This window comes from Gimesia chilikensis (genome assembly GCF_008329715.1).
GTDB lineage: Bacteria > Planctomycetota > Planctomycetia > Planctomycetales > Planctomycetaceae > Gimesia > Gimesia chilikensis.
On record NZ_VTSR01000021.1, the window covers coordinates 125,983 to 151,106 of the forward strand.

20 protein-coding genes are annotated in these 25,124 nt (G+C 55.8%); 5 read left to right on the forward strand and 15 right to left on the reverse strand.

Going from position 1 to position 25,124, the window contains the following annotated elements; genetic code table 11:
• Nucleotides 1–39: 39 nt before the first annotated feature.
• From FYZ48_RS23705 to FYZ48_RS23740, 8 genes are all read right to left on the reverse strand, one after another.
• Complete coding sequence (locus FYZ48_RS23705; protein WP_149345002.1) at nt 40–1,245, reverse strand: hypothetical protein; 1,206 nt, start codon at nt 1,243–1,245, stop codon at nt 40–42.
• 64 nt (nt 1,246–1,309) lie between these two features.
• Nucleotides 1,310–2,194, reverse strand: coding sequence for a hypothetical protein (locus tag FYZ48_RS23710; RefSeq protein WP_187782182.1), 885 nt, complete (start codon nt 2,192–2,194; stop codon nt 1,310–1,312).
• A gap of 170 nt (nt 2,195–2,364) precedes the next feature.
• Complete coding sequence (locus tag FYZ48_RS23715; RefSeq protein ID WP_149345007.1) at nt 2,365–3,081, reverse strand: DUF4190 domain-containing protein; 717 nt, start codon at nt 3,079–3,081, stop codon at nt 2,365–2,367.
• 456 nt (nt 3,082–3,537) lie between these two features.
• Nucleotides 3,538–4,140, reverse strand: coding sequence for a hydroxymethylphosphonate dioxygenase (locus FYZ48_RS23720; RefSeq protein WP_145180223.1), 603 nt, complete (start codon nt 4,138–4,140; stop codon nt 3,538–3,540).
• Nucleotides 4,137–4,919 carry a methylphosphonate hydroxylase gene (locus FYZ48_RS23725; RefSeq protein WP_149345009.1) on the reverse strand — a complete coding sequence of 261 codons (783 nt, stop codon included), beginning with the start codon at nt 4,917–4,919 and terminating at the stop codon, nt 4,137–4,139. Before FYZ48_RS23725 ends, FYZ48_RS23720 begins: the two co-directional genes overlap by 4 nt.
• A complete protein-coding gene (locus FYZ48_RS23730; protein ID WP_187782183.1) occupies nt 4,916–6,280 on the reverse strand; it encodes a DUF5690 family protein in 1,365 nt (454 codons plus the stop codon). Before FYZ48_RS23730 ends, FYZ48_RS23725 begins: the two co-directional genes overlap by 4 nt.
• A gap of 139 nt (nt 6,281–6,419) precedes the next feature.
• Nucleotides 6,420–7,781: an ABC transporter permease gene (locus FYZ48_RS23735; protein ID WP_149345011.1), complete on the reverse strand. Its 1,362-nt coding sequence runs from the start codon at nt 7,779–7,781 to the stop codon at nt 6,420–6,422.
• Nucleotides 7,782–7,845: 64 nt separating this feature from the next.
• The gene (locus tag FYZ48_RS23740; RefSeq protein WP_149345069.1) at nt 7,846–8,520 is read right to left on the reverse strand and encodes an ABC transporter ATP-binding protein; all 675 of its coding nucleotides are present in this window, start codon (nt 8,518–8,520) and stop codon (nt 7,846–7,848) included.
• A gap of 319 nt (nt 8,521–8,839) precedes the next feature.
• Here FYZ48_RS23740 and FYZ48_RS23745 point away from each other — a divergent pair, with 319 nt between their 5' ends.
• The 3 genes from FYZ48_RS23745 (at nt 8,840) to FYZ48_RS23755 (ending at nt 12,310) form a co-directional block, all read left to right on the forward strand.
• Nucleotides 8,840–10,108, forward strand: coding sequence for a L,D-transpeptidase family protein (locus FYZ48_RS23745; protein WP_149345013.1), 1,269 nt, complete (start codon nt 8,840–8,842; stop codon nt 10,106–10,108).
• A 188-nt stretch (nt 10,109–10,296) separates the two neighbouring features.
• Nucleotides 10,297–10,857, forward strand: coding sequence for an orotate phosphoribosyltransferase (pyrE, locus tag FYZ48_RS23750; RefSeq protein ID WP_149345015.1), 561 nt, complete (start codon nt 10,297–10,299; stop codon nt 10,855–10,857).
• A 43-nt stretch (nt 10,858–10,900) separates the two neighbouring features.
• The gene (locus tag FYZ48_RS23755; RefSeq protein WP_149345017.1) at nt 10,901–12,310 is read left to right on the forward strand and encodes a glucose-6-phosphate isomerase; all 1,410 of its coding nucleotides are present in this window, start codon (nt 10,901–10,903) and stop codon (nt 12,308–12,310) included.
• Nucleotides 12,311–12,407: 97 nt separating this feature from the next.
• Here the strand turns inward: FYZ48_RS23755 and FYZ48_RS23760 are convergent, their stop codons facing one another.
• Together FYZ48_RS23760 and FYZ48_RS23765 are read right to left on the reverse strand one after the other, a co-directional pair.
• Complete coding sequence (locus tag FYZ48_RS23760; RefSeq protein ID WP_149345019.1) at nt 12,408–12,911, reverse strand: 3-hydroxyacyl-ACP dehydratase FabZ family protein; 504 nt, start codon at nt 12,909–12,911, stop codon at nt 12,408–12,410.
• A gap of 185 nt (nt 12,912–13,096) precedes the next feature.
• The gene (locus FYZ48_RS23765; protein ID WP_149345022.1) at nt 13,097–14,053 is read right to left on the reverse strand and encodes an HAD family hydrolase; all 957 of its coding nucleotides are present in this window, start codon (nt 14,051–14,053) and stop codon (nt 13,097–13,099) included.
• A 993-nt stretch (nt 14,054–15,046) separates the two neighbouring features.
• On the opposite strand from FYZ48_RS23765, the gene FYZ48_RS23770 reads away from it, so the two are divergent.
• Nucleotides 15,047–15,619: a helix-turn-helix domain-containing protein gene (locus FYZ48_RS23770; RefSeq protein ID WP_044238118.1), complete on the forward strand. Its 573-nt coding sequence runs from the start codon at nt 15,047–15,049 to the stop codon at nt 15,617–15,619.
• A gap of 200 nt (nt 15,620–15,819) precedes the next feature.
• A complete protein-coding gene (locus FYZ48_RS23775) occupies nt 15,820–17,487 on the forward strand; it encodes an ArnT family glycosyltransferase (protein ID WP_149345024.1) in 1,668 nt (555 codons plus the stop codon).
• 4 nt (nt 17,488–17,491) lie between these two features.
• Here the strand turns inward: FYZ48_RS23775 and FYZ48_RS23780 are convergent, their stop codons facing one another.
• The 5 genes from FYZ48_RS23780 to FYZ48_RS23800 all read right to left on the reverse strand — a co-directional run bounded on the left by FYZ48_RS23780 (nt 17,492) and on the right by FYZ48_RS23800 (nt 24,957).
• A complete protein-coding gene (locus FYZ48_RS23780) occupies nt 17,492–18,523 on the reverse strand; it encodes an SMP-30/gluconolactonase/LRE family protein (protein WP_149345026.1) in 1,032 nt (343 codons plus the stop codon).
• A 75-nt stretch (nt 18,524–18,598) separates the two neighbouring features.
• Complete coding sequence (locus FYZ48_RS23785) at nt 18,599–19,282, reverse strand: MIP/aquaporin family protein (RefSeq protein ID WP_149345029.1); 684 nt, start codon at nt 19,280–19,282, stop codon at nt 18,599–18,601.
• Nucleotides 19,283–19,327: 45 nt separating this feature from the next.
• Nucleotides 19,328–20,164 (reverse strand): phytanoyl-CoA dioxygenase family protein, encoded by an 837-nt coding sequence (locus FYZ48_RS23790; RefSeq protein WP_149345031.1) that lies wholly within the window; start codon nt 20,162–20,164, stop codon nt 19,328–19,330.
• Between the two features lie 529 nt (nt 20,165–20,693).
• Nucleotides 20,694–21,653, reverse strand: a complete 960-nt coding sequence (locus tag FYZ48_RS23795) for a MotA/TolQ/ExbB proton channel family protein (protein WP_149345033.1) — start codon at nt 21,651–21,653, stop codon at nt 20,694–20,696.
• Between the two features lie 223 nt (nt 21,654–21,876).
• A complete protein-coding gene (locus FYZ48_RS23800; RefSeq protein WP_149345035.1) occupies nt 21,877–24,957 on the reverse strand; it encodes a tetratricopeptide repeat protein in 3,081 nt (1,026 codons plus the stop codon).
• Nucleotides 24,958–25,124: the final 167 nt, after the last annotated feature.

Below are 25,124 nucleotides of genomic sequence, written 5' to 3' on the forward strand. Positions count from 1 at the left end.
AGCGCGACTGCAGGAACGTCGTCAGCTTATCAGTGCAAATTACTTCAGGAAGAAGAAGCGTTCGGCACTTTTGACGGTCTTGGGATCTTCTTCGCGGAGCTTGGCGAGCAGTTCCTTGGCTTTTTCCGTCGTGGCGGCATCGGGGCCACCGCCATTTTTGTTTTTCCCTTTGGAGGCGACGAGCAGGTAACGCACGATGGCCCGTTTGATGGAGGGAATGTTGTAGTCTTCGGCGCCGTACATTTCCATCAGGCGGTTCATGACGCTCCAGTCATCCCAGCGAGCGAGGTCCGCGACAACCAGGTCGGTCAGTTCGGGGCGATCGAGGAGCAGCCGCATGGATTTCCGCAGGCGTGCTTTGTCGATGCGTCCGTCGCCGTAGGTCCACATGAAACGCAGAGCCTGCATGGCGGCGTAGGTTTCACTGAAGGCGACATCCTTGGGGACAAACTTGGATTCGTCGATTTTATCGAGCCCGTCCGATCCGGTGAGCAGCAGGTAGCCGGAGATGACGCCGTCGATCCCCAGGCGGAAGTCTTTGGTGGGTTCATTGATTTTCTTTTCCATGAACTCCACATCTTCACCCTGACCGCAGAGTCCCATCAGCAGTCCATAGAGACCGATGCGGGTGACGGGGGTTTCGGGATCGGAGAGCCACTTGCGGATCTTTTCGCGGGGCATGTCTTTGGACAGCGTGGCGATATCTTCGTAAGGGGCGTTGGCGAATTCGGCATAGGCGTCGTTCGAGATCATCTGGTCCGGGAATTCCAGGAACTTCAGGAAGTAACGCAGACGCTTGGATGTTTTTTCTTCTGGCGGTGGTGCCTGGGAGACGTAGTGGTAGCTGGTTTCGGTGACTTCGATCGGATCGCCCCAGTCGACTTCTGCGCCCTTGGTGCCCAGCAGCATGAACAGGTTGCCTTTCTTGCCGGGACGATGGCGGTTGATGGTAATTTTATCGCCGACTTTGAGCTTGTCCTTGTCTGACTGGCGGATGATCTCTTTGACTTCGAAGACGGTTTTCCCCGCTTTTTCGAGGTCTCCTTTCTCGGCTTCGATCCACTGGACGAGCACGGCGACGTCTGACTGAGACAGCTGTTCGGTCAGGGTCAGCGAGGGAGCGGAGCAGAAGGGACAGGCCTGGGCCACAGGTACCTGGGCCAGCAGGATCAGTCCGCAGAGTAACCCCATGACGGTGCGTTGTTTGAGGATGCGATGTTGGAAGGAATTTGTCAGACGATTCATGAGCCAGACCTCGTGGCGTTAGTTAACAATTTTGTAAAACGCGTTTTGTTTCCGTAAACATTTATTATTGATCGATGACGATGGCGTCGTCAATCAAGTAGATCCGCTCCAGTTCTCCGTCGATGGTTTCAGCCTTGATGTGGAAGACGCCGACCACGTCGAAGGGGCGGTTCAGAATGTAGTCTGTTGTGACGCCGTCCTTGAGGAGCACGGGGAACAGGTCGTAGATTTTCGGGTTCTTGCCGAAGCAGCAGATCTGGTTGTCCCGGGCGAGGAGGAAATACTCATTGCCGGTCTGCTGGAACGGGGGATACATGAAACCACGAATGCGAATTCGTTTGCCGTTCAGATCCTTCAGCCACTGAGGCATCAGCTCGGGGGCTTCGGGAGTGACCGGTTCCATATTCATGACTTTGAGCAGGTCGATGTCATCATAGCTGACCTGCAGGGCATCGTTGGGTGCGACGTGCCGGAATGATTTGTTTTTGACCAGGATCTTGACTTCCCGCGGTTCCTTTTTCGCCGTCTGCTGTTTTTCTTCTTCCGGAGTGAGTGCCCGGAGGCTCGGATCGGGACGCTGCGCGATCAGGGGGAGGAAGTCGTCGGTGGCATCGACGGCGGCAGCGGTTTCCGTGGGGGCCGGTTTGGCTTTGGTTCCGGTCTCCAGCGGCATCGGTTCAGCCGATTTGACTGCGGAGGTCTGGGTAATGGTTTTCGGTTCGGGTTCTACCGGTTCTGACTGTTCTGGAACCTCTGCGGCGACCTGTTCCGGCTGGTTGTCAGCGGCGTCTTTCTGCTCGGGCGATTTGGCATCAATCTGTTCGCTGTATTGACGGTACTCGGTCTGGTCTGATGAATTGCAGCCGGCTCCCCAGAAGGTGAGGCTGCAGAGGGTGAGGATTATCAGACTGGCTGGTGAGTATCGGGTGGGATTGTGGTGGGCCTGCACGTGATCAAACTCCTGATGATCGGGTGGTTGCACCAACTTCTGGATAAAGTTGATAATGGCTCAGACTGTGAATCAACCTGAGCCATTCAAATTCGTAACGAGGTAATAAACGCGTTGGTCTGGGTCTCCGGTGTTTTCAGGCGGGTGTCTCTGTGTGGTTATCTGGTCGTTTATCTGTAGGAAGTACGAGCCTGCTCGAAGTGGGTCCCCTTCAACTGGTAGACTGGACGTAATTCACCGGCCTGGGTCGGGGCTTCTGCGACGAATTCACCGGCAACGGAAACGAGACCGGAATAGAAGTCGGCCCGATTCTTGCCCTGCATTTCGACCAGGATCATATCTTTCACGTCGGGCTGGCCGCCGAAGCAGCACTGGCCGTTATCTTTAACCAGGATGAAAGACTGCAGGTCTTCGGTCTGGCGTGTGGGGTACATGTAGCCTTTGACGAAGACTTTCTGCTTGTCCATTTTGAGTACGTCGGGATTGACGCTGGTCACGCCATCTTTCTGGACGAATTCTTTGGACGAAATGTCGGTGGCGAAGTTAATGCGCTGGTAGCCTTCGGGAACTTCATGTGCATAGACGAAGGACTGATAGCTGACCCCGGTGACCAGGAAGAAGGTCGACAGCATGAGACCGGCACGGGCCACCATTTTGCCGCCCAGTTCACCGCCTGCCCGGCGGATATTGAACATACTGATCAGCGAGACCACGATACCGAACACGGCCACACCCAGTCCGATGATCCCGAACAGGGCAATAAAGGAGAGCAGTCCCAGTACCAGGCCCACGACAGCAGTCGGGGGAACCGGCTTGTAGGAAAACTCATCCTGACCTTCGAAGGAATTTTGCAGCGAATGATTGGATCCATCAAGAACTTGCGACATCTTGCAAGGCCTTTCAAAAGTCAGCAGAAATAAACAGGGAATATAGTTAATTATCGCAGAATCACAGGCTACCCGGCCAGAACAACTGGCTGAAGTTCAGAACGGGGTCTGGATTTTTTACTATCATATCAGGGAGGGGGGATGAGAACATCCCTGAAATCATCCAGAACCGGTCAGAAAATTCTGAAGTTCCGGGTAAAGTGAGCCTGACTCTGTAGATCCCTTGCTGAGCGACAGGCGGAATGCTCCCTGAAACCAGTCCTTTATAATAGTATATACGGGATCGCGTCGATTTTCGTTGAATTTTTATCAATCCTAACTTAAAGCGGGCCCCATCAGGATGTTGTGTGCCGCAAGGCTATGCCAGGAAACAGCTTATGGCCATGTCTCTGGTGCTGTTGCAAAAAGGGAAAACTGCCGAATGGAGGGCCGGTTTGGGGGGAGGTCACTCCCCGATCAATGTTCCAGGCAGCTGAGTACTTCGACGCGGTAATCTTCCAGGCCCGGTACTGAGAGCCCTCTGACCTTGGCGCCGTCATCCCAGCGGCGGAGGAGCACAGCCGTATGATGGAAGGGCTGGCTTTCAAACCGTGCCACTTCCTTGTCGCTCATCAGCCCTCCCTGCAGGGCAAAGCTCCTCTGTGAAGCGAGTGACAGGCCGTTGAAGTAATCGGGTTCGACGGTGCAGAGATAGCGCTTGGCGGGGACGTGCAGAAAGATCGGATCGGTAATCGCTCTGCCGAAAAACGGTTCCAGCTGCCGGGCGCCGACCGTTTCGTGTTCCCAGTCTTCGGAGAGGAAATCATCGTGTGCTTCGTGCTCGTTCATCAGGAAGTGGCCGATATCGTGCAGCAGGGCAGCGGTGATCTGTTCCATGCTGGCCTGACTGCTGCGGGCGAGTTGTGCGGCCTGCAGGGCATGTTCCAGTTGCGTGACTGCTTCATCGTAGTAGCTCTGTCCCTGTACCTGCATCAGTTCGAACAGGCCATCGACTCGCTGGTCAGGAGTCTTTTCGAGTGAGAGGACATCGTGCAGGGAGATTTCGATTTTTTCTTTCATGACCGTTCCACAGGCTTTCCGTTAAAATGGCCGATCTTACTGATCTGTAGTTTCTCGGCGCTGGTTTGTCCGATTTCCGCTAATGAACGTCGTTTATCTGCGTAGTATTCTTCACGCCGGTCTCCCTCCGCGAGTGCGTTGTAGGTGAGGTAAAGCGTGCGACGTGGTTGTTCTGTTTTGTTAGGTGGACTTTTATGGGGTGCGTACGAGCTGAAGAACAGGGCATCACCCGGCTGCATGGGCACCGGTTCCCAGTTCAGCGTTAAAGCGAACTCCGGTTCAATGCAGCCGTGTTCATCCAGGTGCAGCAGTCCCTGGCGATGCAGATCGGGGGCGAAGAACAGGCAGCCGTTTTCCGGAGTGGCTGCGTCGATGGCGATCGAACAGGTGATGTGATTGTGGATGAATTCGTAAGCGGGGGCATCCTGATGCGGGGCATAACCGCCCCCACCCGGATACTTGTAGTTGATCTTTTCTTTATAGAGGACCGCCGGTACGCCCATCAGTGAGCCCGCATATTCCGGTATCTTGCCCGAGGTGAGCAGTGTGCGGATGCCGGAGTGGAAGTCGAGCAGATACTCGGTGCGGGCAAGACGAATGCCGGCGGGAGTCTGTTCGAAGTGGTGCATCCACTGGTCATCGCTGGCGGGCCATTCGCTGATTTCCTCGACCCACTCCTGCAGATTCCGGGTTTCATCGGGCGTGAGAAAGCCGGGCAGTTTGAGGTAGCCGGTCTGCTGCCACTGGTCCTGTTGTGCGCGGGTGATGCTGATAGTCATGATACGATACCTGTGTTGGTGCCTAAGCGATTGTCGGTTTCGAGGTTGAGCTGCGGTGCCGGCGCGGGTTGGCTGACCGACTGTCGCAGATGGAAATAACGGATGACGTACAAGGTGCCTGCAATGGAGAGGGGCGAGATGATCAACGCCAGCCAGAAGAGCAGGGCGACGAAATCGAGGTTGTTAGCGAACACCAGGTTGACGGTCGCCATTAAAATCACGGTGCTGAGATAGCCAGCGAAATCGCCCAGGTAAAGCAGGTAGCCGACATTGCTCTTATAGCGGAGCATAGCGATGACCCGTTCGTAAATCGTGGTGTGAAAGAGGACATACGGGACGTAGAGGCTGATGCCGATCAGCACCATGAACTGGAACGCCGCCTGTTCGGTCCAACTGGTGGTGCCCCAATAGTAGAGCGTGGTGCCCAGGGCGGTCGCGAAGCCGATTCCTGTCAGGAGCATGCCTGTAAAAAAGGCGCGATAGTTCGCTCCGATAAAGACGGCAATCGCACTGAGGGCGACGACCACCGCGGCGACCAGGGTTTCGGACTGCGCGAAGATGGCCGGTTTTTCGATGCCAAACCCGGACCAGATTTCGGCTGCGTAATCGTCGCGGACGCTGCGGAACAGCGTGAGCAGGACCATCAGCAGGATCAGCACAGTCAGGCCGCCGGCATGGTTCCGAAAAAACTGGCGACGTTCTGCACCATTAAAGGGGGAACGCACTGCGCGGGCCGAAATGTCACGTTCCCCGGGGGGCGGGATCTGCTGCAGCATCCAGACACCCACCAGGAGTGGCAGCCAGAACAGGCCGCCTGTGGCGAACGGCATCCAGAATTCCGACACGCCGTAGTTCTGCATCAGGACTGCGCCGACGGTTTTGACGGTACCCGAGGCCATGATGAAGCTGGCACACAGACCGGCGGCCATGGCTTCGGTCACGCGTCTCCCTTCCAGAAACGCGAAGACACACCCAAAGACCATGCCCAGCGGCAGCCCGTTCAGGAACAGAAACAGCGGTTTGAGCCAGTAGGGAGCGACGGCATAAGGAAGCAGGGCCAGATGTGCGATGGCAATCAGCGAAAGAATCATGGCGGCGCGGCGGTTGGCGCTCATCTCTGAAATGACCTTGATGCCGATCAGTTTGGAGAGAGCGTAGCCGCTGATCTGCGCGAACAGGAGAATGACTTTATAGCCGAGTCCCCAGAAGACGAGGTCTTCATACTGCGCCACCGTAAACGGTTTACGGAAGGCGTACATGCAGAAATAAGTCGTAAAGGCAGCGATCACAGACCAGAGGGTCAGAACCCCCTGATGACTCTGTTCCAGACGCGTCGAGATGTACCGTGATCGAAATCGCATGGAGCGTCTTTTCGCGAAGCTGATAGCGGACAATGAATCAGCTTCGAGATGGTACAGTACACGCGTGAAGGGCTGATGACGGGGATGTGAATAGCCGATGAAGGGCTGGTGTCACAGTGGCCCCGGTCGTCAAGCAGGATCAGGTATCACTCAAAGTGCTGGCAACGTCGGTGCGGTAGGCGGTCATCGCGGGGATGAAGCCGACCAGTGAGGCCAGAACGACTAATACCGGCAGCAGGATCAGTTCAACTGAGCTGAAAGCGAACGGATTGATCAGCAGTCCGCTGCGGGCTTCGATGATCGGGGCGGCGGCGAAGACCAGACCGTGTCCGAGCAGGATACCCAGGATACCCCCTCCCAGACAGAGCAGAACGGATTCGCTGAGAATGATGGTGAAGACTGCAGTGCGGCCGGCCCCCAGGGCCCGCATGATGGCGATCTCCCGTTTACGGTCGGCCATTGAGTTGTAGATGCTGACAAAAATGCTGACGCCGGAGACGACGATGATCAGGCTCGTCAGGATGATGAGCATCGTGCGTACGTTGCCTACGATGTTGATCATCAGCCAGCTGATCTGCTGAATTGGATTGACAGCCTGGGCCTTGTTACCTTCCTTGAGTTCGGACTGGAGCTTGATCGTTGAAAAGCCGCGGAGGCGATCACCTTTCATCTGGACCAGAATCGCAGTCACCTCTTTCTGCGCGTCGGGAACTTCGTGCCCGTGATCGTGTCCATGGTCGTGACCGCTGTGATCATGATGATCGTGGCCGGCGTTTTCTTTGAGGATTTTCTGCAGTTCGGCTTCGTCGATTTTTTCACCAAAGAATTCGGCTTCACGGCGGAGTGCTTCTTCCAGCGGTTTTTCGTGACCGGAAACCTGGTAGAACCCACGCAGGTTGACAAAGACAGTACGGTCGTTCGGCGTGCCCGTTGGTGCGAGGATTCCGACGATCTTGAATTTTTCATCGTGGACGTGACCACTCTCCGCGGAGCCGTGAATCAACTGAAATTCATCTCCCATTTTCCAGTTGTTCTGTTTCGCGACAGCAGAACCGATGACGGCATCCCAGGTCCCGGGCAGGAACTTGCCATCCTTATTGATGCGGAAGTGCCGCCCCGGGATGTATTCCAGGGCGAAGTAACGTGGAATGGTGCCGACAATCGGAAAGCCGCCTTCCTCCGTGACATCGCCGATCGCGAAAGGGATGGCTTCTTCGATACGGGGATCTTTTTTCAGTTCTTCGTAGTAGCGGTAGGGGAGATTCTCAATCGGGGCACCGACGCGGAAGACGGTATTCAACACGAGTTGAAGCGGGCTGCCCTTGGGACCGACGATGAGGTCGTAGCCGCTGGCGGTCTGGTTAAACATCTTGTCGATGACGCCGTTGATGACCAGAACGGAGATCATCAGCGTCACACCCAGGGCCACGCTGAGGGCCGTCAGTGCAGAGGCGAGGCGACGTTGTTTGATGCTTTTCCAGGCGATGGTCAGTGTATTCATAATGAGAATCTACTTTGTAGTCGGTTCGCTGAGAAGAAAATAAGAAACGAAAAACCAGGACGAATCAAACCTGTGCGTGGACCTTGTTGAAGTCGGTCAGCGTTTCAACCCGCTCGAACTGGCTGGCGACCTCCTGAGAGTGGGTGACCAGCAGCATGGCGATCTGGTGCTGAGTGCAGGCGTCGCGGAGCAGTTTGAGGATGGTTTCCTGATTGCCGACATCGACGTTCGCCGTCGGTTCGTCTGCCAGCAGCAGTTTGGGTTGATTGGCCAGGGCCCGCGCGACGGCGACGCGTTGCTGTTCCCCGACGGACATCTGTTTGGGGCGGTGATGCAGGCGATGCTCAAGTCCCACGAGGGCCAGGAGTTCTTTCGCCCGGTCGCGGCTCGCTTTTTTTCGCGAGAAGCTCATGCCGAGCAGGACGTTTTCCAGGGCTGAGAAGGCGGGGAGCAGATTGAAGGTCTGGAAGACGAAGCCGATGCGTTCGGCGCGAAAGCGGTCGCGGACGACTTCGGGCATGGAAGCGATTTCGGTTCCCGCGATAGTGACTTTCCCGCTGTCGGCGGTGGTGATGCCGGAAATGACGTTGAGCAGTGTCGATTTCCCCGAGCCACTCTCGCCGATGAGAACAACCTGTTCCTGTTCTTTGACTTCAAAGCGTTCGATATCCAGGATGGGGAGTGTCGAGCCATCCGGTTCGCGGTAGCTCTTTTTGACATTTTCCAATAGCAGGGACATGCTGACCTCGTCTGGTGGGAATCTGGCCATGCCGCAAACCGTGGTTCCGGCGTCAGGCCGTATTGTTTGTTTTTGCAAATGTTATGCAATTAGCCGGGTGTTGCCTAGGGTTGTTCTGTCAAATCTTCCTGATTCCTGCGGAACACAGTGAGCCGCGGGTCGGATCTTAAACAATTATTAATATATGACTTACGTCTCCCCGGTGGCAAGTCGGTTTTCACAGAATCGCCGTAGGCTTAATCAGGATGATTTGCTATAGTCCCGACTCTCTGATTTTAACCGAAGCGTATCCGTATTGTGAATCAAGGATGATGGCAAGATGCGAAGTCGTAACCGGGGTCGATGGATTACTCCTTTTCGTTTCATCATGGTAACTGGACTGGGAATTCTGGGCGCGGTCGCCTGGAAAATGGATCTGCTGCCGTTCCAGGTGAGCAGTGCTCCCACAGGTGCGCTGCACGAACAGGAGACTGCAGACAAGTCGTCCGGCAAGACGACTGTGCAGCCGGAAGAATATAAAGAACCGGTCCTGGAAGAAGCCACGATTCTGGCACAGTCGGAGCCGCCTGCGGAGGAACTCTCAGACGGGGATGACAACCAGCGTCTGTTCCGCAAAAGCGAAGTGGAAATGCCCCGGGTTTACACGCGTACGTTGAACGGGGCGATCGTGGAAGCGGAGACCTCCGTCGATCCGCTGTTCGCAGAAACCGAACCCCCGGCCCAATTCAAAGGGGCCGCTCGTCCTGTTGAACCACTGCCCGAACCGACGGCTGCCATGCCTGAGCCCAACGCACCCGCGAAGCTGAATCCCCCCGAGGGGATCAAGCGGGCCAGCAATCCTGTAATCAAGACTGCGAAACATGCCAGCTATAAAGAAGAGATAGGTGGTGAAGCCGCCAAACAGGCCGTACCCGATCTGATTGCGATTGACGAACTGATTTCACAACGGAAAATCATCGAGGCTCACAAGCGGTTGTCCAAAATTTACTGGGATCAGCCTGAAGTCTATCCGGTTATTAAATCACGCATTGAAGAGACGGCGCGGATGATCTACTTCGCACCGCAGCCGCATTTCATGAAGCCTTACGAGATTGAGCCCGGCGATCAATTGCGGAAAGTCGCGCAGCAGTACGGCATCACCTGGGAATACCTGGCGAAGCTGAACCAGATCGATCCCAAGCGGATCCGTCCGGGGCAGAAGCTCAAAGTAATCAAAGGACCCTTTCATGTGTTCGTTGATTTGAGCGACTTCACACTCACGGTGCATTCACACGGTTACTTCGTCAAACGCTATACGATTGGTACCGGCAAGGATCATTCGACGCCGACAGGCAAATTTGTCGTTAAGGACAAGCTGGTCGATCCGACGTATTACGGTCCGGATGGTGTGATTGCCAATGATGATCCGACCAATCCCCTGGGCGAACGCTGGATTGATATCGGCGACAGCTACGGAATTCACGGCACGATTGATCCGGCATCGATTGGCAAAGCGGAGTCCAAAGGGTGCGTGCGGATGCAGAATGACGATGTGGCCGAGGTTTACGATCTGCTGGGTTTTGGCTCGGAAGTCGTGATTCGCCCCTGATTTCAGAGAGATTCGTACCAGCTGGGAATTCTTTGCCTGCAGTCCGTTTGAATGTTGAATTCGACCCTGTAGAATACGTGTGTTTGAGCCGGTCCGCGGTGTTTTTATTAAACATTGTTTATGCGAACGGACCGTGGCGGCTTCTGATTTGAGCACATCACACATTCAGGGTAGAGAAGAGAGCATTCATGTTTGATCGCGAAAAGCTGATCGAGTTGTTTCGGGAGCGGGCGTTAAAATTCGGCGATTTCACGCTGGCTTCAGGTAAGAAGAGCACCTATTACCTCGATGGCAAACAGGTGGTCCTGCATTCACACGGTCTGCGTCTGGTGAGTGCCGGCCTGCTGGAAATGCTGGAAGATGTCGAATTCGACGCGATCGGCGGCATGTCGATCGGCGCTGATCCGATTGTCGCGGGTGTGCTCGCAGTTGCTGCAGAGCAGGGCCGATTGCTGAACGGGTTTATGGTCCGCAAAGAACCCAAGGGGCACGGCACCAATAAATATGTCGAAGGTCCCGTGCAGCCCGGTGACAAAGTGGTGATCGTGGATGATGTCATCACGACTGCCGGCAGTGCACTGCTGTCCGTCGACCGGGCCGAAGAGTTCGGTTGCAAGGTTGTGCAGGCCCTGGGAGTCGTCGATCGTCTGCAGGGGGGCGCTGCCAACTTTGAGAAGCGCAACATTCCCTTCAAAGCGTTACTCTCGATCCGGGACTTCGGTATCGAGCCGCCTGCGGAAGATCAGTGATCTCCCTCTCAATTTATCCACTCTGACGAAAGCGCGATCTCTCATGACAAACTCCATTCGCTACGACGATTCCGCCGCCCGCAAGCTCATTGATGAGAAGTGGTATGAAGAACTGCAGCCGGCCCTGATGGCGGCCCGGGAAGAAATGTTGAAAGACATTGAACTGCTGGGCAGCGATGCGATCCCTGCGGACAAGCAGCCTCTGGATGCGGGTTTTCAGAACCTGCCTCAACAACTGCTGGACGAATACGAGTCTCAGGGAAGCGAGAGCCTGCTGGGACGCATCGAAGCGAAAGCACAGGAACTGCGTGAGCAGTCGGACCGGTTTGTCGTGCTGGGGATCGGCGGTTCTTACATGGGGATGCGGGCGCTGTTCGAAGCGTTGTGCCATCCGCTGCACAATGAACTGACCCGCGATCAACGAGGAGGCGTGCCGCGCCTGTATTTTGAAGGGAACAATGTCGACAACGATTCGATTACGGCATTGCAGGAACTGTTAAAGACGAGTTGCCAGGATCCCAGGGATGTGCTGCAGCGGTGGAGTATGACCGTCATCAGTAAATCCGGGGGGACTCTGGAAACCGCTCTCGGTTTCCGTCTGTTCCGCGAATCACTGGAAGAGTATTACGGAGCCGATTCTGAAGAGAGCCGATCTTTAGTGGTGCCGATCACCGGGCTGGAAGGAAAGCTGCGGAACTTCTCCAATCATAAAGGGTATCCGGAAGTCTTTCCGATTCCCGACAATGTGGGCGGCCGGTTTTCGGTCTTCACGTCGGTTGGTCTGTTCCCGGCTGCGGTGCTGGGCGTTGATCTGAAAGCGTTGCTGCAGGGAGCCGCGGATATGACCCGCCTGTTCAACTCACAGCCGATGGGGGACAACCCGGTGCTGGATTACACGGCGACCTGTCACCTGTTTGAGCGGGAAAAGAACGTATCGATGCGGATTCTTTCGACCTGGGGCAAGCGTCTGGAAGCGCTGGGGCTGTGGTACGATCAACTGCTGGCGGAAAGTCTCGGTAAAGAAGAAAAGGGGGCGACGCCGCTGACGGTGGTCAACACCCGCGACCTGCACAGCCGGGGACAGCAGCACCAGGAAGGTGTGCGTGACAAGCTGATCACCAACGTGATTGTCGAGCGTCCGGACAGCGAGCCAATCTCCGTGCCTGTCGTTCCCGAAGAAGAAAATCAGGATCAGCTGAATAAGCTGAAAGGCAAAACGGTTCCCGATGTGCTCTCTGCAGCCATTGAAGGAACCAACCAGGCTTATGCCGACGTGCATCGCCCGACGGCGGATCTGATCCTGCCGAACCTGGACGCCTATACGGTCGGCCAGACCCTGCAGATGCTGATGCTGGCGACGGTACTCGAAGGCCGGTTGATCAATATCAATCCCTACGGACAGCCGGGTGTGGAAGCCTATAAGAAGAACATGCAGGAAGTATTGAGCCGCTAAGGCGACATTCCGAGCAGCAGTAATATAGAGAACGCCCCGGATCAGGCAGACGCTGTTCCGGGGCGTTTTTTTGTTCAGTTTCGATTTCAGGGGCAGCTTAGCCGGGGACTTCCTGATTCTTGTCGATGGGGACGCCGATCATCTGTCCGCTGAAGACCATGCTGTTGTCGACGAGTCCCTGGAAGTTGAATTCCGCCCGTTTGCCGGCACGGATGCGGGCCAGTTGGGCCATAATCACCAGTCGCTGATTGGGGAAAACGGGGCTGCGGAAGCGAACATCGTTCATACCGCCGAAGCCGAGGAAGTCGCCTCCCAGTAGTTTGAACTTGCGGGCATAGAAGCCGGCCAGCTGAGCGGAACATTCACAGAGGATGACGCCGGGCATCAGGGGGAAGTCGGGCATGTGGCCACGAACCCAGAATTCGTCTTCGGTGACATCTTTGAAGCCGACGATGCCATGCTTTTCATTATCTACATGGACGATCCCCGTCAGCTGCTCCATTTCAAATCGCTGAGGATTGATTTCTCTGATGTCTTCGATTCCGTAGATCGGGTTTTCAAAATCGAAGTCAATTCCTTCATAAAGCAATTTGGGAGGCATGGTCTCTCTTCTCCAATAAGGGCGTCAATATCTGCGGTACGACCCTGGTTCCCTTTCAGGGCCATCAGGTGCAGGAAATGTATATAGTCAATGGGTTTAGGTATCAGATGGGTTAGTTCATCCAGGTGGAAATGCGAGCCCGGTATCTGATAAGCCAGAAATATTAGCAGAATCCGTGGAATATGTTAATCGAGGATTTCAGCTATTTGGCTCAAATTGGTGATCAACCTGTCAGGTTTGGTATCGGGGCTCCTGACTTCTGCTTTGCTGGCGTGAATGCTGAGTGAATCGCCGGCAAACAGGGCGGTTTTCATGCCGAAACTCCGGGCGATTGCCAGGTCATCGGGAATGCGGGAACCGACGTGCAGAATTTCCTCAGGGGGGATGCCCTGCTGATCGAAGCGATCGAGCAGTTTTTCGTAGAGGGAGACCGAGGGTTTGCGGACGGTTTCGCGATAAGAGAAACAGAAACATTCCTGTGTGAACAGCTCGGACAGGGGGGGGAGTGTTCCCTGAGTGCCTAATGCCCGCAGGAGTTGCACCAGAGTGAACGGCTGAGCATCCGCAAACAAAGCGACTTTCTTGCCGTACTGACTGAGCTGGCAGAGTGACTCCAGGGCATCGGGCATGGGAGCGATTCCCTGCAGGCTGGAGTGGAAGAAGTAGGCGACCTTCAGGCTGAAGTCGTCGAGGTTCCCGTAAAAGGATTCGTCGAACGTGTATTCGTTTTTCTGCAGGCGTTCGATGAGCAGTTTCCAGAGGTCGGCGGAGTTGATTTCCGGCTTTTCCCCTTTGGCGACCTTTCCGCCGAGTTGCTGGTCTTCGAGCAGCGAGCGGTATTGGGAGAGCATGTATTCCCATGGAGCCCCCGGTTTGCGGGACATGCTGTTCCACATATTGAACTCTTTTATTGTCTTATCGAGGGCGATCTGCATGCGGAGCTGTTGCTGATGGTCGAACAGAAGTTCGCCATCGGTGATGTGCAGCAGGGTGCCGTAGATACTGAAGGTGATCGCGGAGATGCGTTTCAGCGGTTTGAGAAAGGGCGTCGCTTTGGGCGTTTCCAGCGCGGGAGCCGTGGGCCAGATCAGATCATCCCGGTTGGATAACCAGTCAGCGTATTCTTGAAGAGTCTGCGGCATAAGGGTTGTATTTCAGATCGTATATCGAGTCAGCTGTCGCTGGAAGCAGCTGACATTCAGAAACCAGAACGGGTCTGTCGGGAATGTGATGAACGATTCGGTGAATGCCGTTGTAAACTCTGCCTGGGAGATGAATTTGACAGACAGACAACCGGAATTCAATGTGATCTTAGACGGGTGGATATGGACAGGGCAAGCGAAAAGGCAAAAATCGGATGGCTTATCCGGTGAACAGGCTATAAGGCCGCAGGAAAAAAAGAACCAACACGGATCGCTATATCCATCGTAATAGAGACGACAGTTCCAATACATTGAACCAGAGACGGGTTGCTGTTGTCATAACGGTTATCCGCTCGGAGCAGGCTTACCCCGGGGAAAATCAGCGGAACCTGATACGAAAACTCAAGTCACCCCAGAAATAAGGTTCACATCTTAAGCATTTCCCCGGGACGTATTAAGTGCCTGTTTTACAGGGCATTAGAGCATAATATCCCTCACAGCTGATTCTTCCGTACCAGCTATTCCGAGTGTCTCTGTCACTACTGCACTCTCTCTTGTCAAAGAACTTAAAGTCCTCACGGCAGTTTCGTCGATGCAATTAGGGCAGACGGTTGAAACCGGAAAGACGTAAAAACCACGTCGAGCCAGTCAACACCAGTTTGAATGGTTCAATCCGATCAACAGTCTGTAAGGGGGGAGAGGACAAGACGGATCTAGTCTGACGAACTGATCTGAATGGTATTGCGATTGTCATTCAGTCCGACCCCAAAAGTATTACGTACCAGATCCCAAATTTCCTTAAAATTAAAGATTGGCATTTTGAAACAGTTTCTGGAGATGCTGTCTCCAGAGACAAACCCCGACCCAAGACTACACAGGTTACAACGTGAACTGACTGGCCAGGATAGCCGCAAACTGTAGTAGGGGTTAAAGCAGAAGAAAAGTAACCTTTCTTCGACGAGATTTGCCAAGCATGTGATTGGAGAGCCCGCAATGAAAACGATCTTCACTACTGGCCAAGTAGCAAAGATCTGTAAGGTTGCACCCCGCACGGTTAGTAAGTGGTTCGACTCTGGACGCCTGAGAGGCTACCGGATCCCCGGTTCTCAGGACCGCCGAATCCCACGTGAGCACCTTATTCGATTTCTTAAAGAACACGGCATGCCATTAGGCGAACTGGAAGACGAAGCGATGGGCAAACTGCTGCTCGTCGGTGCCGATACCCAGGTTCGAGCCAGCCTTGACGATCTGATGGCAACAGAAGACTTCAAAATTGAATATGCCGTGAGCGGTTTTGAAGCCGGTATCCAGGCAGAATCACTGCACCCCGACTGCGTAATCGTTGATTTCGCCATGGGTCGCAACGAAGCTCTGATGATCGCACAAAACCTGCGACGCAATAAAGACTACACCGACTCTGTTCTGATTGCCCTGCTGAGCGATGAAGACAACGCCAGCGGTTTCGACAGAACACTGTTTAACGAAACTTTCCGGAAACCATTTGACGCTGCATTGCTGGCCGAACGGATTCGGACCCTGGTTGGACGTAAAAAGCAGATCGCCTAATAGACCGGGCAGGAATGCCTTAAGGTGAGATTGCCAGGGACGTGTAGTTCTCGATATTATGGACGGTGTCGAGAGAACGGCCCGCTGGCCAACCAGAACAATCGCAAAGGGATTTGCTGGTTTGCGTGAACGACTAAACCCGGCCAAGAGGTAACACTCTTGGTCGGGTTTTTTTATTGCGCCCCGGAAGTAATGTCACCATGAATCAATCCACAATACAAGCGCCGCTGAGCACCCGCGAAAAACTGAAGCCCGCCGCCTGGTATGCGCTGCTGGCCTGCCTGGCATTTCTGCTGGTGGCGGCCCGCCTGGACTGTGCCCGGGATCTGTCGCTCACCGGTCCGGGCCCCGGGATGACGGTCGACGAACCGTTTAACGTGGGGCAAGGCGTGTTCCTGGTGCGTGCGATTCGCGTCTATGGGCTGGGCATCATCGCCCCGGAGAGCCTGCGGGAGATCTTCGAGCATGAGAACTACCTGCCCGATCATCCCCCGCTGGGACGTCTGCTGATTGGCATCGCCCATGAAACAGTAGCGGGACTGGCGGGAGAGGGAGAGCGACCGTTCGTCGTAACCTATGGTCGTTACGCCTCGGCACTCTGTTTCGCCTGCCTGGTGTTTGTGGTGGGCTGGTTTACCTCTCAGCGGTCCGGTCATTTCGCGGGCGTAGTGGCTGCCGTCGCGTTGATTGCGTTGCCGCGGGTGTTTGGACATGCGCATCTGGCAGCGCTGGAGACAGTGACCGCGCTGTTCTATGTGACCGCGGTGCTTGCGGTGATCCGGTTCTGGGATACTTCAGAACCGCCGACCGCGAAGCGGGCCTGCCTGACCGGTATTCTGCTCGGACTGGCGCTGCTGACCAAGATTCAGGCGGTACTGATTCCGATTCCCGTGATCATCTGGGCGCTGTGGAAGTGGCGTCTCAAGGCGATCAAGCCACTCCTCTGCTGGGGAGGCGTGGGAGTGCTCGTCTTCTTTGCGGGCTGGCCGTGGCTCTGGTTTGATCCGGTCGGGCATCTCAGTGAATACCTGGGACGAACCACGGGCCGGGCTGCGATTTATATCGATTACTTCGGAACGAAATACGCCGACCGCGATGTTCCCTGGCATTACCCCTGGGTGATGCTGCTGGTGACGATCCCACTGGGTTTGCTGGTACTGGCGTTGATTGGTGGCTGGAAGACGGGCCGCCGTTCAGAGGCAGAACGTGAGCAGCGATCCAGCGGTGGTGTGCTGCTGATCGGTTCGCTGCTCTGGCCACTCATGCTGTTTTCCTGGCCGGGGATTACGGTCTACGACGGCGTGCGGTTGTTTCTGATGGTCTTTCCCATGGCGGCGATTCTGATCGGCGTGGGGGCAGCACAGATCTGTGACTGGCTGCAGCAGCGCTTTTCCATGCGTGTGGCGCGTACTGCGGTGGGAGTGCTGATCCTGACGCAGGCGTATGCTGCATTCGCTTTCAGTCCCTGCTGGCTCAGTTATTACAGCCTGCTGACCGGCGGCCTGCAGGGAGCGAACACACTGGGAATGGAGGTCACGTACTGGGGCGATTCCATCACCGCGGAGATGCTGCACGATGTGGTCGAGCGGGTGCCCGAGAATTCGTATCTCCAGCTGGCACCGATCCTGCATCCGGCTTACATCCAGATGTTACAGGAGACGCCGGAAGTGAAACGCAAGGGGATCAAGCTGATCCCCTTCGATTCCGAACGTCAGGGCGTTTCTGAATACGTGTTGTACTTCCAGCGGAAACCTTACCTGCCGGAAGAACTCCAGCCACGTGAGTCCGCTGCGTGGCAGACCGAGATTGCCGTCGTGCGGAAGCAGGTGCCTTTAGCACGACTGGTGCGTCTCAATCCGCCCCGCTGAAGTCTTATTGATCCAGGGGCAGTGAAGGGTGGAAGCCCGGGATCTTGCAGGGGATGCGATACAGACCGCTGCCTGCGGTGATGTAGAGCGTCGATGCCTCCTTGCCGATGCCGAACGTGCAGTTGGTAGGCATTTCCGGCGTGGGGATGTAGGCCAGTTCTTTGCCTTCGGGAGAGAAGACCAGAATGCCGAACCGGTTTTCAGCGCGGTAGGCGGCGTAGACGTTTCCTTTCTGATCCACGGTCATGCCATCGATGCCGGTCTGTTGTGGACCGAAGTCGACCAGGACTTTTTTCTTACCCAGAGAACCGTCGGCCTTGATCGGGAAGGCGTTGAGGGTCATCCGTTTTTTGGGGTTTTTCGGAGGATCTTTCTCCAGTCCGGAGAGACCGTTGTTGGTTTCCGCGACGTAGAGGGTTTTGCCATCCGGGGAGACGACGACGCCGTTGGGTTTGGTGATGTCGGTCGTGGCCCGCTGGACGGTTTTCTTTTTCGGGTCATAGCGGAAGACGCTCATGTGATCGAGTTCGAGTGGCTCGAATCCGACGTAGCGGGGATCGGTGAAATAGACCCAGCCTTTGGGGTGGATTACCAGGTCGTTCGGAGCGTTGAATTTCTTGCCTTCGAATTTGTCGACCAGGCACACGGGTTTGCCTGTTTTAGAGATCCGCGCCAGGCACTGTTTGCCGTTGTTGGCACCACAGGCTGCCAGCAGTCGTCCTTTCTGGTCGATCATGAGTCCGTTGCTCTGACCACTGTCCGCACTGAAGACGCTGGTCTTACCGGTCGTGGGGTCAAAGGTCATGATTTTGCCTTTACCGCCGGCGAAGTTGATATCGCTGAAGTAGATCAGCCCGTCAACATCGACGCAGGCTCCTTCGGTGAAGCCTTTATCGACCCAGAGGGTTTCGACTTTGGCATCCGGGGAGACGATCGACGCGTCGCCGCTGGGGGCGGCGGTTTCAGCAGAGACCTGGGAGACGGTCAGTCCGGAGATGACGATTCCCAGTACAAGAACGTGTTGCCAGTGGATCATGGTTTGTTCCTCTTCTGTAACTGTGATAGCAGGTCGAGCGAATAAATGAGCACAGCGAGCGGACTTTGAATTCACTTAAGACGCGGGTTCCTCGGCGGTTTGTGTTACGGCGGCTTGTGAATTATTGCGTACAAGCCAGAGCGAAGGTACCGCGAGGACAGCACCGGCAGTCGGGCCGATGAGATAGAGCCAGAGTGATTCCAGATGGCCGCTGACCAGGGCCGGGGCCAGGGAGCGGGCCGGGTTCATCGAGGCGCCGCAGATCGGGCCGGCGAACATGGCTTCCAGAGCGATCACGGCGCCAATCGCGACACCCGCGAGGATGCCGGTCTCTTTCGCGCCGGTACTCACGCATAAAACGACAAACATCAGGATCCAGGTGAGAACCGCTTCGAGTATCAACGACTGGATCTCCGTGCCGGCAGGCAGGGTCATGCCGTAGTTGGTCAGGCCCGGGAACGTGATTTTCAACAGCAGGCAGGCGACGAGGGCGCCGATGACCTGGCAGATGATGTAGGGGAGCACCTGGTTGCCCGGGAAGCGTTTGCCGACCCAGAAGGCGATCGTCACGGCGGGGTTGATATGTGCGCCGGAGATTTCGCCGATGGCGTAAATAATCGCGGTGACAACCAGGCCGAAAACCAGGGCGATGCCGACGTGCGTCACGGTTCCTTCGGAAACCTGGTTAGTGACGATGGCGCCGGCGCCGCAGAACAGCAGAATGAAGGTACCGAAGATCTCCGCGAAGTATTTTTGCATCAGTGGTCGTATCCCAGGAGTGATTTTTAAAGGGGCAGTGGTCGTTTAATCGTTTTCCGGTCGGGGTGGATTGAGCCAGTGTCCGGAAGGATCGGAACCGGCGACAATGACACCTTTGGCGTTCCAGTCCATCCCGGCGCGGACGTCTGCGGCACAATAGCGGAGAGTGAGTCCACAGCGGCGGCGGTCGGACTGGTTGGCTTCGGAACCGTGCAGGAGCAGGTCGGAGTGAATCGAAATCTCGCCGGCTTTCAGAGTATCGTCAACGGGAGCGCCGTACTGTTCGGGATTGTCGATGGTCTGATTAAGTACGTTGTCTTCGTGGGAACCGCTGGGGCGGTAGGTCATATGTCCGTAGTGATGACTGCCGGCGATGAATCGCATGTTGGCGTTTTCCGGGTCGGCGTCATCGATGGCCAGCCAGACCGTGACCGCCTTGGAGGGGGACAGGGGCCAGTAACTGGCGTCCTGATGCCAGGAGACGGCCTTCCCGTCATGGGGCATTTTGCAGAAGAAATGTGATCCCCAGGCGATGACATTTTCGCCGAGCAGGTCTTTGACGTGGGCGACGATCCTGGGATGGGTGAGCAGATCGTAGACTTTACCGTACTTCATGTGGGCAGTGCTGATCGAGTAGCTGTTACCACCCGCGGCGATGACCTGCTCCAGCAGTCGATCAAAGTATTCGCGGTTGGCGATGACTTCCTGGTCGTCAAAGATGCGAATGCCACGGAGGAAGCCGTCGCGGTTGAAGTCTTCGATCTGTGCGACCGTCAGCAGTTGCGGATCAGCAGTGGTGGAAGGATAGAACTTGAGATCGCGCTCAAGTTGAGACAGTTCTTCTTCGAGGGGGACTGCCTTGAATTCTTTGGAGTCAGCCATACCGGTTCTCGTCGTGTTTCAAGAGAATGAATGAGTCGCTGTTTCAGCCGGCGGAAGTGCCGGTTCTCCCACGGGAGAGATCAGAATTCATTGTAAATCGGAACAGGTCGGGGAACAACTTCGAAGTGGAAGTTCACGAGGATCGAGGTGGAGCGGGTGCGATAGGGCTATCATCATCGGGTAACCGGGGATGTATTTAGTCATCCATCAGGTCGGGTGGCCTCGAATGGAATTCGAGGTTGTCGGAGACAACAGGAGGTTGCGGTGTACGCGTTCTGCTGTGGGGGAGTGCACCTCATCTCAGGGATGCAGGTTGGTGGATTTGCTCTGAACCGATCGATTTTTCTGAGACCTCCTGCTCGCTGCGCTCGGCTCGGATGATATCCGAGCCCACCCTTTCTATTGGGGCCTGGATGGAACAGTTGGTGCTGCTGAGTGAGAGTGTGTCTTTGCAAAGGGGAAGAACCGGGGCTCACGTTCTGCGGCTAATTTTGAATTGCCGCGCTGTCGCGAGGGTTGTTGCACGTGCCTACGACTTACTGGCTGCTTTATCCGTTTTGGTTTTGGCCGTCGTGGTGGTGGTTGTGGTTGCTTTGCGGCTGGCGGCACTGGCGGCGAGCCCTTCGGCGGAGATCAGGTGCACGAGGTCCTGGGCATTCTGGTCCATTTCCATCACGAGTCCATCCACGCGGCCGGCCAGGTACATGTACATGATCAGCGAGGGGATGGCGATGCCCAGACCGAAGGCGGTAGTGAGCAGGGCCATCGCGATGCCGACGGCCAGTTCTTCCGCTTTGCCCATCGCGCTGCTGTTGGCGATTTCGTTGAAGGCCTGGATCATGCCGATCACGGTTCCCAGCAGACCCATCAGGGGGGCGACTGTGGCGACGCCGTTGATCACGCGGAGGTGTTTACGAAGTTGTGACAGCTGACGTTCGCCGCCGTCAATGATGGCCTGTTCCACTTCGACACTCGGCTTGCCCCATTTTCGAACGCCGTGCGCGAAGACCGAAGCAATCGGGCTCGGGTTTTCCTCACACAGTTTGAGGGCGGAGCGTGCGTTGAGTTTGCCGTCCCTAAGCAGCTTGAGAAAGCGGCTGACAAAGTGTTTGGGTATGACGCGGCCGGAGCGGAGAATCACCAGGCGTTCGATGATGAACCACATGGAGATGATGGAAGCGATCACGAAGGGGAGCAGGAAGTAGCCCATCTCTTCGATGATGTCTTCGGGCGTGGAAGGGATCACCTGACGTTGTTTGACGGCGGCCACCGATTCGGGCAGGGGGCCGTCGGGATCCGCTGCTTCTACAAGTTTGTCGCCCCGCTGTTCGACGACTTTGGGTAGTCGCTCCTGTGCGGAGGCGAACGGGGAGAAGAGGACCAGCGTCACCAGGAGTGTCAGGACCAGACTGACCAGTCGTCGAGAGGGACTCTGGACCGCGAGATCGGGAGTAGAGAATTCCTGCGGACTGTGGAAGAGTTTGATCATGAACCAGGGGTATCGCTGTGTAATGACTGATAAACCGGCCCGGAGCTTAGCCGGATCAACCGGAAGAGAGGCGCGGGATTGGATGAACCTGACTTACCTGGGTGGGGAATTCAGGCCGTGCTCTAGTTTACGCGAGATGGAATATGGCGTCGAGTCTGGATTGGAATTTCCCGCGGTTCGATTTCCTGATGCACGAACTTTGGGAACAGGCAGACAGTGTCCGTCAGGTGCCGGCCCGGGGCTGGACCTGCTGGATGCGCTCTTTGACGCGGGCGGCCAGTTCGTGTTCCGGGAAACGCTTCAAAAAGTCCTGATATGTTTTCAACGCCTGTTTCCATTCCTTCAGAGCTTCGTGGCACATGCCGGCCTGAAACAGGGCCGGGGCCTGCCATTCGGGGAATTTATATTGAATATCGACCTGCAGATAGGCGAGCAGGGCTTCCTTGAATTTCTCCTGGATCATCAGGGTTTCAGCGAGCAGGAACTGGCACTTGGCCGCGGTTTCGGTGCGGCGGCTGTTTTCCGAGTCGATGATTTTCTGGAAGACTTTGCGAGCCTCGTCGAATTTGGCCTGATTCTTCAGGCTGCGTCCCAGGACCTCTTCTGCCTGGTAGAGGAAGGGGCTCTCCGGATCCCAGCTGCGGAACTGGTCGACGGTTTTCTGGACTTCCGCATATTTTTTCTGCCGGAAGTAGGTCTCAGCAAGCAGCACCCAGACCCGTGGATACCAGGGACGGTCGCCCAGCTGTTCGGTCTGTTCTTTGGTTGTGAGAGTCAGCAGTTCTTTCTGAGCCGCTTCGACCTGGTTCAGATACAGGGCGGCTTCCGCCTGGTGGAAACGGGCGAAGGCCGCGTATTCATTCTGGGGGAACCGCTTGAGCAGATCCTGGCTGAACTTTTCGACCTCTTTCCATTTCTGCTGTTCCAGATTGATTTCAATCAACCGGTAGAGGGAGACTTCCTGCACCTTCTGATCGGATTTCTCGGAAGCCTGCAGGGCGTCGAATTCTTTTGCGGCGGCATCGAGTTTGCCGGCAATGAGATCGCTTTCGGCGAGGCTCAGGCGGGCATTGTCAGCCAGGTCACTGTCCGGGGTCTCTTTGACGAGTCGGCGGAAGATCGCGTCTGACTCATCGAACATTTCGGCTTCGTAATTGATGAGTGCCCATTCATCGAGGATCTTATCCAGGTTGTCGGGCTTGGGGAATTTCGTCAGCAGGGCTTCGTAGGCTTTGTTGACTTCATCGATTTTTTTCAGCTGGAACAGCGTGCGAGCGGCCTGCAGTCCCGAGAGCATTGCGTAGCGCGAGGGGGCGAACTGCTTGAGGGTCTGCTGATAAACGTCGACTGCGGGCTGGAGCTTCTGGTCGCTTTCCAGGCTGCGGCCCTGCATGTAAGAGGCTTCCGCGGCCAGCGGGTTCTTAGGGAACTCTTTGGTGAACTGTTCAAAGTGCGTTGCCGCCGCGGGGAATTCATTCAGCTGAAACTCACTCCAGGCGAGGCCCGACAGGCCGGCCGGGAATTCGGGAGACGTCGCACCGCGCTCGACAATTTCAGCGAAGAACTTCTTCGCGCGGCTCCACTGCTGGTTTTCGTAATTGCGTTCGGCCAGTTGTCGATAGGTCTGAATCAGCAGATCGAGATTCGGTTTGCGTTTTTCCAGTTCGGCCAGGTACTGATCGACTTCTGCGGGCTTGTCGTTTTTGGAAGTGAGGATGGTCAGGTTTGCGAGGATCTGATCGTAGCGGGGTTCATTGGGGAACTGCTTGAGATACGTTTTGGCCAGCGACTCCGCTTCCGGGAATTTCTGCAGCGAGTTGAAGTTGTTGCTTTGCAGGATCAGGGCGTCCGCGTATTCGCTGGTGGATTTGTCGGTGTTCGTGTCATCGAGGTACGGTTTCAGAACGTCGATCGATTTCTGGTATTCTTTCAGCTTCTGATAAGTCCGCGCGAGGTACAGACGGGCCAGCAGTTGTGTGTTCTCGAGCTTGCTCTGGTCGAGCACGTTTTGAAAGTGTTTGACGGCGGCCTGCAGATCTTCGGGCTTGCCCTGGGCATCGCTGATGCGTCCTTTGAGCAGTTCCTGATGCAGGCGGAGTCCACTCTGGGGATACTCTTTTTCGAACCGGGCAGCGAGTTGGGCAGCTTCTTCGAGTTGATCGCTGAGCAGGGCGGCTTCGATGGCGAAGTGCAGGCTGTCGTCGGCGAGCTCACTCTGAGGCGCCTGCTTGACCAGATCCAGGAACAGGGTTTTGGCCTGAGCCTGTTGGCCGCTGCGGAGCAGAGCTTCGGCCAGCTGGTAGTTGATCAAGGGCTGCTGGGCGGTCGAAGGTTTAGCTTTCTGTGCCTGTTTCAGTGCGGTGATGGCTTCCGAGAGTTGACCGGCGGCCTTGAGACTGACCCCTTTCCAGTAGAGGGCGTTGGCGGCCTGCGCGGGATCTTTGGCGACGATGTCGAACTGTTCCACGGCCTTGTCGTACTGTTTCAGATCGTAAAAGGCATAGCCGGCATTCAGGCGAGCCGTGATGCCCAGGGGACTTTCGGGGAATTTGGTGGGCAGTGCCAGAAAGGCATCCGCGGCCTGTTGGAATTGTCCGCGATCAAAGAGTGATGTGGCCAGTGCCATCTGGGCGTCGCTGGCCCGGGAGTGGGTTTTCTGACTGGCGATCTGCTGGAAGCGTTTCTCTGCTTCTTCGGGTTGTTTGTTCTGCAGGTAAGCGGACGCGAGACCGAACTGGGCATCCTGCGACATGGCGCCTTCCGGGTGCCGATCGAGGGAACGCTGGAAACTCTTGATCGCCAGGTCAGCTTTCCCCTGTCGGAGCAGCGCATCCCCGAAATAGGCATAGGCCCATTCTTCGAGGGCGTGATTGGGGTAGCGTTTGAGGAAGTCGGTGAACTCGGACTCGGCTGCTTTCAGATCGTCGAGCAGGTAACTGCACTCGGCGACGCGATACAGGGCGTCGGGGAGATTCTTATTCTGGGGATACTGCTTCACGTATTCCCGCAGAATATCGCGGGCTTCCTTATACTTCTGCTGATTGACGAGCGTGAGTCCCAGGTAGAATTTCGCCAGCGGCACGTTTTCGTGGTTGGGGTATTCCTTGAGGTACTTCTGAAACGTCTCGGTCGCCAGTTCCCAGCGGTTCTGCTTATAGAGGCCGATAGCCAGCTGAAATTCATCACTGGCTTTGTCGGCCCGGACCAGGGTGGTCGGGAGCAGGCAGAGACAGAGTAAAATCAGGGCGAACCTGTTGAGGGAAGAGGCATCAAAGGAAGGGAGCCGGAAACGTTGATTCATCATATTGAAATCGTCTGATCGGTCTTAATTAAGGAATCGTGAACACGCTCCCATCTTATCGTGGGAGTTCAGGCCGAGGCAAGCGGGCATCGCGAAAACTGCTTTTTCCCCGACGAAAACCCGCTTTAAAGGCTGTATTCTGCGCAGAAATATCCCCGTAACCCAACTGT